Source organism: Pseudomonas sp. LG1D9 (genome assembly GCF_002949995.1).
Classification (GTDB): Bacteria; Pseudomonadota; Gammaproteobacteria; order Pseudomonadales; family Pseudomonadaceae; genus Aquipseudomonas; species Aquipseudomonas proteolytica.
In genome coordinates, this window is sequence record NZ_CP026881.1 from 600826 (window position 1) to 612609 (window position 11784).

General features: G+C 59.9%; 15 protein-coding genes. 6 read left to right on the top strand and 9 right to left on the bottom strand.

The genetic code is table 11. From position 1 onward, the window contains the following. From rbsD to C5F71_RS02970, 6 genes are read right to left on the bottom strand one after another with little or no spacing between them, the layout of a single operon-like run. Entirely contained in the window at nt 1–402 is a 402-nt protein-coding gene (gene rbsD, locus C5F71_RS02945) for a D-ribose pyranase (protein WP_029294231.1), read from the bottom strand. Then, nucleotides 399–1316: a ribokinase gene (gene rbsK / locus C5F71_RS02950; protein ID WP_104910595.1), complete on the bottom strand. Its 918-nt coding sequence runs from the start codon at nt 1314–1316 to the stop codon at nt 399–401. Before rbsK ends, rbsD begins: the two co-directional genes overlap by 4 nt. 22 nt (nt 1317–1338) lie before the next feature. Continuing rightward, on the bottom strand, nt 1339–2361 hold the full coding sequence (locus C5F71_RS02955; protein ID WP_104910596.1) for a LacI family DNA-binding transcriptional regulator: 1023 nt from the start codon (nt 2359–2361) through the stop codon (nt 1339–1341). 3 nt (nt 2362–2364) lie between these two features. After that, nucleotides 2365–3342, bottom strand: coding sequence for an ABC transporter permease (locus C5F71_RS02960; RefSeq protein ID WP_070995071.1), 978 nt, complete (start codon nt 3340–3342; stop codon nt 2365–2367). Next, nucleotides 3339–4892 carry a sugar ABC transporter ATP-binding protein gene (locus tag C5F71_RS02965; protein WP_104910597.1) on the bottom strand — a complete coding sequence of 518 codons (1554 nt, stop codon included), beginning with the start codon at nt 4890–4892 and terminating at the stop codon, nt 3339–3341. Before C5F71_RS02965 ends, C5F71_RS02960 begins: the two co-directional genes overlap by 4 nt. A gap of 58 nt (nt 4893–4950) precedes the next feature. Continuing rightward, nucleotides 4951–5910, bottom strand: coding sequence for a sugar ABC transporter substrate-binding protein (locus C5F71_RS02970; protein ID WP_104910598.1), 960 nt, complete (start codon nt 5908–5910; stop codon nt 4951–4953). Between the two features lie 516 nt (nt 5911–6426). Here C5F71_RS02970 and C5F71_RS02975 point away from each other — a divergent pair. The 3 genes from C5F71_RS02975 (at nt 6427) to C5F71_RS02985 (ending at nt 8700) form a co-directional block, all read left to right on the top strand. Continuing rightward, nucleotides 6427–7515 (top strand): asparaginase, encoded by a 1089-nt coding sequence (locus C5F71_RS02975; RefSeq protein ID WP_029294218.1) that lies wholly within the window; start codon nt 6427–6429, stop codon nt 7513–7515. A 239-nt stretch (nt 7516–7754) separates the two neighbouring features. Further along, nucleotides 7755–8006, top strand: coding sequence for a DUF1654 domain-containing protein (locus C5F71_RS02980; protein WP_029294216.1), 252 nt, complete (start codon nt 7755–7757; stop codon nt 8004–8006). Between the two features lie 4 nt (nt 8007–8010). After that, nucleotides 8011–8700, top strand: coding sequence for an endonuclease (locus C5F71_RS02985; protein WP_104910599.1), 690 nt, complete (start codon nt 8011–8013; stop codon nt 8698–8700). A 37-nt stretch (nt 8701–8737) separates the two neighbouring features. Here C5F71_RS02985 and C5F71_RS02990 read toward each other — a convergent pair whose 3' ends face one another. Continuing rightward, nucleotides 8738–9112: a penicillin-binding protein activator LpoB gene (locus C5F71_RS02990; protein WP_104910600.1), complete on the bottom strand. Its 375-nt coding sequence runs from the start codon at nt 9110–9112 to the stop codon at nt 8738–8740. A gap of 247 nt (nt 9113–9359) precedes the next feature. On the opposite strand from C5F71_RS02990, the gene csrA reads away from it, so the two are divergent. From csrA to C5F71_RS03005, 3 genes are all read left to right on the top strand, one after another. Continuing rightward, nucleotides 9360–9554, top strand: a complete 195-nt coding sequence (gene csrA / locus C5F71_RS02995) for a carbon storage regulator CsrA (protein ID WP_007920550.1) — start codon at nt 9360–9362, stop codon at nt 9552–9554. A gap of 213 nt (nt 9555–9767) precedes the next feature. Then, nucleotides 9768–10034 carry a hypothetical protein gene (locus C5F71_RS03000; protein WP_029294203.1) on the top strand — a complete coding sequence of 89 codons (267 nt, stop codon included), beginning with the start codon at nt 9768–9770 and terminating at the stop codon, nt 10032–10034. Between the two features lie 90 nt (nt 10035–10124). Continuing rightward, nucleotides 10125–10376 carry a hypothetical protein gene (locus C5F71_RS03005; protein WP_104910601.1) on the top strand — a complete coding sequence of 84 codons (252 nt, stop codon included), beginning with the start codon at nt 10125–10127 and terminating at the stop codon, nt 10374–10376. On the opposite strand, the gene C5F71_RS03010 is transcribed toward C5F71_RS03005, so the two are convergent. Further along, a complete protein-coding gene (locus C5F71_RS03010) occupies nt 10363–11043 on the bottom strand; it encodes an HAD family hydrolase (RefSeq protein ID WP_104910602.1) in 681 nt (226 codons plus the stop codon). The two genes, C5F71_RS03005 and C5F71_RS03010, sit on opposite strands and share 14 nt — an antisense overlap. A 96-nt stretch (nt 11044–11139) precedes the next feature. After that, nucleotides 11140–11778 (bottom strand): pyroglutamyl-peptidase I, encoded by a 639-nt coding sequence (pcp, locus tag C5F71_RS03015; RefSeq protein ID WP_029294197.1) that lies wholly within the window; start codon nt 11776–11778, stop codon nt 11140–11142. Between the last annotated feature and the right edge of the window lie 6 nt (nt 11779–11784).

Here is an 11784-nt window from a genome sequence, read left to right on the forward strand (position 1 = left end):
CTAGAAAGTCACGCCAGACACCAGCGCGATATTACAGTAGGGCTGGCACTCGCCAGTACGCACCACCGCGCGCGCCTTGTGGCTGAGCTGCTTGAACGCCTCATGGCTGAGCAGGCGGCGCTCACCCAGGTCGTGCGGGTCCAGCGCGTTGAGATCAGCCAGCGCCGGCGGCTGCTTGTGCAGGATTTCCTCAGCCAACACGTGGCTTTCAACCTGCATCTCCGTGAGCACAATGCGCAGGGTGCTGATGAAATCAGGAATGCCCTGGGTCAGCGCCAGATCGATCAACTCCACCCCCGGAGGCACCGGCAGGCCGGCATCGCCGATCACCAGGATGTCGCCATGGCCGAGGGAGGCGATCAACCGCGACAGGGCAATGTTGAGCAATGGAGTCTTCTTCATGGGCGAGCAAAGCCTTGAACGTCATGCAATGTGGGAATAGAGGGTTGCGCCCCGGCACGGGTGACCGACAGCGCCGCCGCGACCTGGCCAAAACGTATGGCCTCGGCCTCGCCCTGCCCGTTGGCCAGTGCTGCGGCAAAGCCGCCGACAAAGGTATCGCCCGCCGCCGTGGTATCCACCGCCTGGACCTTGGGCGCCGGCAGATGCTCGAAACCCTGGCCATCGGCGAACAGCGCGCCTTGCGAGCCCAGGGTCACAATCACCTTGCCCGCACCGGCATTTAGCAGATGCGTAGCCGCGACCTTGGCCGCGTCCAGCGAATCCACCGGCACACCGCTCAAGGCCGATGCTTCGCTTTCGTTGGGGATCAGGTAGTCGATCGCCGCGTACCAGTCTGCCGGCAACGGCCCGCTGGCGGGCGCGGGGTTGAGGATCACCGTCTTGCCCAGTGCGCGAGCGCGCTTGAGGGCATACCCCACAGTGTCCATGGGCACTTCGAGCTGACAGACAATCACCTCGGCCGCCTGCAGCACAGCGTCGAACGCCAGCAGCGACGCAGGTGTCAGTTGGCCGTTGCTGCCAGCCACAATCACGATCGCATTCTGACTGCTGTCATCCACCACAATCAGCGCAACACCGCTGGAGCCCTCTACCTCGTTGACGGCCTGGCAGTCGATTCCCTCCACCAACAACGCGTCACGCAACTGGGCGCCATAGGCATCGCTGCCTACGCAGCCGATCATCGCAACGTCAGCCCCCAGACGCGCCGCAGCGACCGCCTGATTGGCGCCCTTACCGCCCGGCACGGTGGCAAACGACTGGCCGACCAGGGTTTCACCGCCGCGAGGCAGCCGGCTGGCGCGGGTCACCAGGTCCATGTTCAGGCTACCTACTACCACTACTTTTGCTGGCATACATCAATACTCATCAATTCGTTCAGCGGTTTGAGGCAAACACGCCAGCCAACGGCGCCGTTGACTCACGCAAGACAATGCTCGGCGTGACAATGCGTTGGTCAGCCGGCAATTGCGGTGTCGCAATCCGTCGCAATAACAACTCCGCCGCCATCTCCCCCAATTGCAGGATCGACTGGCCCACGGTAGTCAACGCGGGGTAGACATAGCGGCTCATTTGAATGTCATCAAAACCAATCACCGACAGCTCGGCGGGCACCCGCAGGTTGCGTTCGGCGGCCGCACGCAGCACACCGAAGCCGATCATATCGTTGCCGGCGAATATCGCGCTGGGCGGATTATCCGCCAGCAACTGCACCGCCGCCGCATAGCCACCGGTACTGGTGAAATCACTTTCCAATACGCGGCTGGCAGGAACCGCCACACCGGCCTCCTGCAACGCCCGCTCGTAGCCGGCCAGTCGCATCTGCGCGACACGCGTGTGCGCCGGTCCGCCGATACAGGCGATATCCCGGTGCCCCAGCTCCAGCAAATGCCGGGTCGCCAGATAAGCGCCCTGCTCATGGTCGATGCGCACCAGGTCCACATCAACGCCCTCCAGGCCCCGGTCGACAATGACCATGGGCGTGCGCACCGCCTTGAGGCCAGTCGCCAGGCCACTGTCATCGCCACCAACCGAGGTAACGATCAGGCCATCGACGCGCTTCTCCAGTAACACCCGCAAATAGTTGCGCTGTTTATCGGCGTTATCATCGGAATTGCACAGGATCACGCAGTAGCCATTGCGCTCGCAGTAATCCTCGATGCCCCTGGCCAGCTCCGCGAAATACGGGTTCAGGCTGTTGGGCACCAACAGGCCGATGGTCGCGGTGGTCTTGGCCTTCAGCGAACGGGCGACTGCGCTGGGTACATAGTCCAGCTGCTTGATCGCTGCTTCGACCTTGAGCCGCACGGGCTCGCTGACCGGGCGCGTCCTGTTCACCACATGGGAAACCGTGGTGTAGGAAATGCCCGCAAGCGCCGCCACATCCTTGATGGTTGCCATGTCTCAACCCCGCCGGCTTGCGCGTTGACTGCGGTAGGTGTCCAGCACCACTGCAATCACGATAACGGCGCCGGTAATGATGCGCTTGGTCGGCTCGGTCGCGCCGATCTGCGCCAGGCCGGCTGCCAATACAGAAATGATCAGCACCCCGAAGAACGTGCTGATCACCGAACCACGCCCGCCCATCAGGCTGGTGCCACCGATCACCACTGCGGCAATCACTTGCAGCTCCAGGCCGGAGCCGGCATTCGGGTCGGCCGCTTCCAGGCGGGAAATCTGGAACAGTGCCGCCACACCGGCCAACAGCCCCATCAGGCTGAACACCAGGATCTTGTAGGGTTTTGGATTGATCCCCGCCAGACGCACCGCTTCTTCATTGGTGCCGATACCAATCAGGTAGCGACCGAACACAGTGCGCGTCAGCACCGCCTGGGCAACGATAATCACCAGCAAGGCAATGATGAATGATGGCGAGATACCAAATGCCACCGGGTTGGACAGCCAGGCGAAGGAGTCGCCGATATAGGCGGTGCGCGAGCCTGTCATCTGGTAGGCCGCGCCACGGGCCATTTCCAGCACGCCGAGGGACACGATGAACGACGGAATACGCCAGGCCACGGTGATGGAACCGGTGATGGTCCCGGCCAGGGCCGCACAGCCCATGCCGAGCAACGCCGCCGGGACTACGCTCCAGCCCCAGCCGAGGATCGCCACGCTGACCGCAGATGCTGCCAGGGCCAGCACTGAACCCACCGACAGGTCGATGCCGCCGATGATCAGGATGAACGTCATGCCGACCGCCAGCACCATCAGGTCGGGAATCTGGTTGGCGATGGTGCTGAAGGTGTCATAGGACCAAAAGTGGCTGCTCAGGGCCGAGAACAGCGCAATCATCGCCATCAAGGCACCTGCCAGGCCCAGGTAGGTGCCCAGGCCGTAGAAATTGCCGCCGGCTTTTGCGGTTGGAGTTGCTGTTTTCATGGGGTTGTCCTGGGCGCTGCTTCGTTGAGCAACGCATCACGTTTCTGATAGCCGGCAAACGCGGCGGCAAGCAATTCGTCCTGGGTCCAGCTGTCACGCGCGAAGGTTTCGATCAAGCGTCCGGCAGACAGCACGCCGATGCGGTCGCAGATCAGCATCAGCTCGCGCAAGTCGCTGGACACCACCACCAGCGCCTTGCCCTGGCGGGTCAAGTCGCCAAGCAGCGCATAGATATCAAATTTGGCGCCGACGTCGATGCCACGGGTCGGTTCGTCGAACAGCATCACCGCGCAATCGCGCTCAAGCCAGCGGCCGATCACCACCTTTTGCTGATTGCCGCCCGACAGCTCGGATACCAATTGCGCGGGGCTGGAGCTGCGGATGCGCATGGCGTCGATCTGCCGCTTGGCCAGCGCCGCTTCATCACGCCCATTGACCAGGCCGGCGCTGGACACCTTGGCCATATTGCCCAGGGCCGTGTTGGCGCTGATGGACTGGCTGAGCAACAGGCCCTCGCCCTTGCGATCCTCGGTGATCAGCGCAATGCCGTGCCCTACCGCATCCACCGGCGAGCGAATGCTCACCACCCGGGCCGGCGAGCCGAGGGCCACCGTGCCACTGTCGGCCAGGTCGGCACCAAAGATCAGGCGCAGCAACTCCGTGCGACCGGCACCGATCAGTCCTGAGATGCCGTAGATCTCACCGGCGCGCACCTCAAAGGACACATCCCGGACCTTGTCCGAACGGGTCAGGCCCGTGACCGTCAAGGCAGGCGCGCCAATGGTGCGCGGGCCGAGGTCGATGTGCTCGCCCAACTCGCGACCGACCATCAGCGTGACCAGTTGCTCGCTGTTGTAGTTGGCCATTGGCTCGACACACACCAGTTGGCCGTCACGCAGCACCGCAATGCGCTGGGCCACGCGGGCCAGCTCTTCCAGGCGATGGGAAATGTAGATAATTGCCACGCCCCGAGCCTGCAGGCGGGTGATTTGCTCAAACAGCATCTCGACTTCACGGGCGGTAAGCATTGCCGTCGGTTCGTCGAGGATCAGCACATGGCAGTCGCCGATCAGGTTGCGGGCGATCTCGACCATCTGCTGATGACCGATGCCCAGGCTGCCGACCAGGGTGTCCGGGTCGATGGCATCCAGCCCCACGTGTGCCATGGCCTCGATCGCAGCCTTGCGCAGTTGCTTGCGGCTGATCCAGCCACCACGACTGGGCAGGTTATCGAGGAACAGGTTTTCGGCTACGGTCAGGGTCGGCAGCAGGTTGAGCTCCTGCATCACCATGCGGATCCCCTGCTTTTCCGCCTGGGTGCGGCTGGCCGGGGCATAGTCCTGGCCGTTGAACTGCATCTGCCCGGTGGTGGGTGTAACCAGGCCACCGATGATCTTCGACAGGGTGCTTTTGCCCGCGCCATTCTCACCGGTCAGTGCCAACACCTCGCCGCGATTGAGCGTCAGGGTGATGTCAGACAAGACAGGCTGGGCATAGGTCTTACCGATACCGCTGACCGAGAGGACAGTGGTCGGTGCGGAAGATGACATAGGAAAATCTCCAGGCGCCCGCTCGACGTGAACGGGCGCTGTAGTGCGCAGCCAGGGATTATTGCTTGAGGACGAGTTCTACCGGCGTTTCGATCACGCCATCCACGGACTCGACCTTTTCACCCTTGACCAGCTTCAGCGCGTTCTGGATACCAAACACTGCTTGCTGCGCAGCTGCCTGATCGGCGGTGGCCAGGATGCGGCCGTCCTTGAGCATCGGTTTGATCGCGGCGATATTGTCGTAGCCAACCACCTGGACCTTGCCGGCCTTGCCTGCCGCACGTACCGCAGAAACGGCACCCAGGGCCATATTGTCATTACCGGCCAGCAGCGCCTTGAGGTCTGGGTGTTCGCTCAACATGGCAGCCGCGACCTTGTTGCCCTGGTCGATCTCCCAGTTACCGGACTGCACGGAGACAATCTTCATACCCGCCCCATCCATCGCATCCTTGAAGCCGGCGGTGCGTTGCTGGGCGTTGGTGGTGGTCGGCACACCTTCGATAATCCCGACCTTGTCGCCGCTCGCCAGCTGCTTGGCCAGGTACTCGCCGACCAGGCGCGAACCCTTGCGGTTATCCGGGCCTACGAAGGGAACCTCGAGGTTTTTGCTTTTCAGCACTTCAGGGTCGAGGCGGTTATCGATGTTGACCACCTTGATCCCGGCATCGGAGGCTTTCTTCAGGACGTTGACCAGGGCCTTGGAGTCGGCGGGCGCGATGACGATTGCGTTGACTTTCGCGAGGATCATCTGGTTGACGATATCAATCTGGGCCGAGGTGTCGGTTTCGTTCTTGATCCCGTTGGTGATCATGTCGAAATCGGCGGCATGGGCTTTCTGATAGTCCTTGGCACCGTCTTGCATGGTGACGAAAAACTCATTGGCCAGGGACTTCATCACCAGGCCGACCTTGGGTTTGGCGGCGCTGTCATCAGCGAATGCAGAGGAAAGAGGCAGGGCAGCGGATGCAGCAGCCAGGACAGCGGCAGCAAGCAAACGTCCAGCGAATGGCAGCTTCATGGGTTCACTCCGATCTTATGATTATTTTGAGCAACGCCTGCAGCTTCACCTCACTCACGGAGTGCTCGTGAAACATCTCGCAAACGTTTGCGCTAAACAAACTATGCGAATAAGGCTGAATTTTGTCAACGAAAGAAACGGGCTTTTTCCGTGCACGCTCTACTTCCTGCCCTACAGCCCAACCCCCGCGTGCCTAAACATCCGGGCTAGGCGATCGTTCTCTAAAACGACAGACCTGCGGCCGCATTTCAGAAGCGTCTTGCTGATTTTTCCGGAATGATTTTCGGACAACCGAACGCCGAAGCCGCCAGCGTTCGGAAATTCGGACACGAGCTGAAGCCAAAAAATCACACAACGTTAAAAATTTGTTTTAAATCAGCAGGTTAAAAACAATCCTCAAACAAAATCTCGCTGGTACAAATCCTGCTCTTAATCAGCACCTTGTGGTGCTCAGCGCAGCCCGGGGTGTTCTGGATGAACCTGCACATGCACTCATCAAAACTAGAGAGAAAAATAATGAAATCTGCACTCAAGAACTTTGTTCCGGGCGCCTTAGCCCTGCTGCTGCTCTTCCCGGTTGCCGCCCAGGCCAAGGAAGTTGAATCCAAGACCAAGCTGTCCAACGTGGTGGTACTGGCCACTGGCGGCACCATCGCCGGCGCTGGCGCCAGCGCGGCCAACAGCGCCACCTACCAGGCGGCCAAGGTCGGTATCGAACAATTGATCGCCGGCATTCCCGAGCTCAGCCAGATCGCCAACGTGCGTGGCGAGCAAGTGATGCAGATTGCTTCCGAGAGCATCACCAACGAAAACCTGCTGCAACTGGGTCGTCGTGTCGCCGAACTTGCCGACAGCAAGGACGTGGACGGAATCGTGATCACCCACGGCACCGACACCCTCGAAGAAACCGCCTACTTCCTCAACCTGGTGGAAAAGACCGACAAGCCAATCGTCGTCGTGGGCTCCATGCGCCCGGGCACTGCCATGTCCGCCGACGGCATGCTGAACCTGTACAACGCCGTGGCCGTAGCCGGCAGCAAGGACGCACGCGGCAAAGGCGTACTGGTGACCATGAACGACGAGATCCAGTCGGGTCGCGACGTGAGCAAGATGATCAACATCAAGACTGAGGCCTTCAAAAGCGCCTGGGGCCCACTTGGCATGGTTGTAGAGGGCAAGTCCTACTGGTTCCGCCAGCCAGCCAAGCGTCACACCATGGGCTCGGAGTTCGATATCAAGAACATCAAGAGCCTGCCGGATGTTGAAATTGCCTACGGCTATGGCAACGTCAGCGACACCGCCTACAAAGCCCTGGCCCAGGCTGGCGCCAAAGCCATCATCCATGCCGGCACCGGCAATGGCTCGGTACCGGCCAAGGTAGTGCCTGCCCTGCAGGAACTGCGTAAGGAAGGCGTACAGATCATTCGTTCTTCCCACGTCAATGCCGGCGGTTTCGTTCTGCGCAACGCCGAACAGCCTGACGACAAGTACGACTGGGTCGTGGCCCACGACCTGAACCCGCAGAAAGCCCGCATCCTGGCCATGGTCGCCTTGACCAAGACCCAGGACAGCAAGGAACTGCAGCGCATCTTCTGGGAATACTGAGTCCACTCGGTAACCGATACGCCGCTATCGCTGTAGGCGCAGGCTTACCAGCGATAGCTGGTCTACCTGATGTTGCATCATTGACTGACATACCCCTATCGCCGGTAAGCCGGCCCCTACAAAAAACATTCCTGCCTTTCATAAATTTGCCGCCACACAGTCTTCTTGGATTTTAAGCAGTTGCGAATTTTCTCACAGTTAAATACTGTATGTTCGTACAGCTAACTAAGGACTCCTCCGTGGCCAAGCCCTCCGCTGCAACACCAACACCTCCCGACGCCTACCAACGCCTGGCGATCCGCGTGCAAAAAATCATCAATTCCACCAACGCCCAAAAAAACAAAGCCGCGTTGATTTTTCGCCTGCCCGAGGAACCAGAGGACGAATGGGCACGACTACTAGAGGAAATCGCAGAAAACGACAACGTCACCCTCGCCTATCGCGATGATGGTGGGGTGCAGATTTTCTGGGTCGTGCCGAAGGAAGATTGAGTCAATGAGTGTCCGTTTTATCGCCCTGTTCTGTGTTTTTTTTGCCACCGCCGCCCACGCCCAAGCCCCACGCACCTTCAGTGAAGCCAAGAAAATCGCCTGGAAACTCTACGCTCCGCAATCCACGGAGTTTTATTGCGGCTGCAAATACACGGGTAACCGGGTAGACCTGAAAGCCTGCGGCTACATCCCACGTAAAAACGCGAACCGGGCCGCGCGCATCGAGTGGGAGCATATTGTCCCCGCATGGCAGATCGGGCATCAACGCCAGTGCTGGCAAGACGGCGGACGCAAAAACTGCACGCGTACCGATACTGTCTTCAAGCGCGCGGAAGCCGACCTGCACAACCTGGTACCGAGCATCGGCGAGGTCAATGGCGATCGAAACAACTTCAGCTTTGGCTGGTTGCCAGTGCAGAGCGGGCAATACGGTTCATGCCTGACTCAAGTGGACTTCAAGGCCAAGAAGGTCATGCCCAGGCCATCTATCCGCGGCATGATTGCCCGGACTTACTTTTACATGAGTAAACAATACGGTCTGCGCCTGTCGAAACAGGACCGCCAGTTGTATGAAGCCTGGAACCGGACCTATCCCGTGCAGCCTTGGGAGCGCCAGCGCAATCAAACCGTGGCATGCGTGATGGGGCGCGGCAACGAGTTCGTCGGCCCGGTGGACCTCAAGGCCTGCGGATAAACGCGAGCGGGATCCGCCGATCCCGCCAACCACCTTGTTACTGGCGGGCCTTGTGCTCGATCACCAGCGACTCGGCGTCGGTCTTCTTCTTTTTCACCAGCCTTTCCTGCAACTGGACCTGGCGAGCCTCGGCCTCGGCCTTGCTGGCGAATGGTCCCAACAGCACCAAGTCCTTGCCGTCTTCCTTGGCCAGATAGAAAGTAAAGCCGTTTTCCAGCAACCAGGCGGTCAGGTCGGTCAGCGCCTGCAGTTTGTTGTCGGGCGAGCGCACCAGGATATCCCACTGCACAGCGGCAACCGCAGGCGCCTGGGCCTTGGCGGCTTCAGCTTTGTCTCGGGGGGTGTCGAGATTGGGCCCTTCACCGCATCCGGCCAACGCCAATACCACAATTGCCATCGCTACTTTACGCACTGCCCTGCCCCTTTAATGATCAAAGAGGCAACTTTATCATTCGCTGCCTATTCTGGCCGTCATAAACGTTGGCTTAAACATTGCGAAGGATGTTTCCCAGACCTGTATGATGGCGCCATGGGAATTAATGCCGCCTCCATGCGTCCTAAAAGAGGCAGCCACAGGGAAGCGCTTCACAGTAAGCTACACGCAACCGACATCCGCCCTGTTAGAACATGCGTCCTTCAAAGCAATCAAGGAGAAGTCCATGCTGATACTCACCCGCAAAGTCGGTGAAAGCATAAATATCGGTGATGACATTACGATCACCATTCTGGGCGTTAGCGGCCAGCAAGTAAGAATCGGCATCAATGCTCCCAAAGATGTTGCCGTGCATCGCGAAGAGATTTACCAGCGCATCCAGGCAGGCCTGACTGCACCGGACAAACGCGAAACACCTTGAAGCCCTCCCAGTAGCCAGCCCGCTCGTCCCCTGTAACGGCTGGCGAAAGCCTCTTGGCCTGTCTACGGTATTCCGTGATCAGCGCAGCATTCGCGCCAGGCCCAGCCACGTGCCATCCCCTCCCCCGGCTCACCCGCGGAACTTGCGGGCCGTTTAACAGACAAACCCCTCCAGGAACGTTACAAAACCTTACAGTGCCCTCGGAGCGCGTTAATGAGGCGATCCCGCAAAGAGCCCTATACCCGCAAATCCTGGATAATCGCCCTGGTGATTGCCCTGGCTTTCGTAGCGATCGGGTATGGCCTCAGGTTTTATATGGAAGGCACTACCACCGTCCAGGATGCCAATTCATGGCCAGACCTGGCGTTGTTTCTCGGTGGCTATCTGTTCTGCTTCTGCCTCAAGCCCATCCAGGCTGCGATCCAGCGAAAACTCAGTCGTCGAGCGTTTCGCCAGGCCCGCCAGAAAACCCCCTCTTGAAACAGCGATTGGATCCCATGCTTAAATCAGGAGGAACTATCCACTTCGGTAGCACCCATACCCATACATCCCATAAAAAACGTTATCGATATGGACATAGAACATAACGCCAAGAACCTATTGTTCTTGATCGCACAACTCTCAGCAGATCATCCAAAGTCTTCCGCGCAATTGCACGGCAAGCCCGATGAAGTCCTCGCGGGCCTGCGTCAACTTCATCTGCTGCACCTGATCACGGGCACCATTACCCACGGGAGCATCAAAGATCCATTGGGCTACCAGTGGGCTAGCGCTGAAAACATCCTGCTGACCAAGCGTGGCGAGGCATTCAAGCCGGTGTAGAAGGCCGCAAGCGCAGTGAACCAGCGGCGTCGCACTGGACATGTACGCGGTCATAACTCGCAATCGTTGGATGATCCGTCACCATTGGCTCCCCATGCGCCGAGGTCACCACTAGGACGTCCGCACCCGCCGCCTCACCGGCGCGGATCCCCACCGGGGCATCCTCGAACACCAGGCACTCACCTATCGGCACCCCCAGACGCTGGGCGCCCAACAGGTAACAGGCCGGATCCGGCTTGCCGCTGTCCACATCCTCAGCCGTAATCATGACAGCCGGCGGCACCAGGCCTGCCGCGTGCATACGGCGCAGGGCAAGGGCCTTGGGCGCAGACGTGACCACGGCCCAGCAGTGGGCAGGCAAACTCTGCAAAAATGCCACAGCGCCTGGGATTGCCAGCACGCCCTCCACATCCTCGATCTCTGCCTCGGTAATCCCTCGCGCCTCAGCCTGCGCATCCACCCCCGGCAACGCCTGGCGGTTGATCGTATCGATGGCCCGAACACCATGGATGGTCCCCAGAAACGCCTCGACATCCAGCCCGTGGCGTCGCGCCCAGGCAGCCCAGACCCGCTCTGCGGCAGCCATGGAGTTGAGTAGGGTGCCGTCCATATCAAACAGAAATGCACGGTACGGACGATCAAATACAGCCGATTCTTTGACGGACACTGCTGGGCTCCCTCTTATGCTCGCTGCCCATTATCGGGCCCTGATGCAATCTACGGATCGGCCCAGGCCTTGTAAACGAAGGATGACGCCAGGCTGTCAGCAAACCTGACCGCCGCTCTCCGGGATATCTTGCGGCGTATTCCATGCGGCCAGAACCGCGACCCTAAGCCCTTCGACTGTAGCCCCCAATGCCATTGAGGGCTGAGGCCCGGCCCCCTGCCCTGGCAGAAAAGGAACATGGATAAACCCACTGCGCACGCCAGACCCCGCCAAGGCATGCTGCAAGCTGTAGAACACTTGGTTACACACAAAGGTGCCCGCCGTGTGCGAGACCGAAGCGGCGATGCCAGCGTCGCGCACCGCCTTGACCATGGCCTTGACCGGCAAGGTACTGAAATAGGCCGCTGGCCCTTCAGGGATCACCGCCGTATCGACAGGCTGAGCCCCCAGGTTGTCCGGGATCCGCGCATCGTTGAGGTTGATCGCCACTCGCTCGATAGAAATATCACTGCGCCCTGGCCCCAGGCCGGTGGCAATTACCAGTTGCGGTTGATGCTCGGCCAGTAACTGGTTCAAACAGATAACCGCAGTGGCAAAGGCACAGGGCAATTGGCGGGCGATGATGGTGACGCCTTCCTGCAATTGCACCCCGTCCAGTTGACGAACAGCTTCCCAGGACGGGTTGATCAGGTCTTGATCGAACGGCTCAAACCCCGTCAGTAGCACAGTCCCCATCACCAC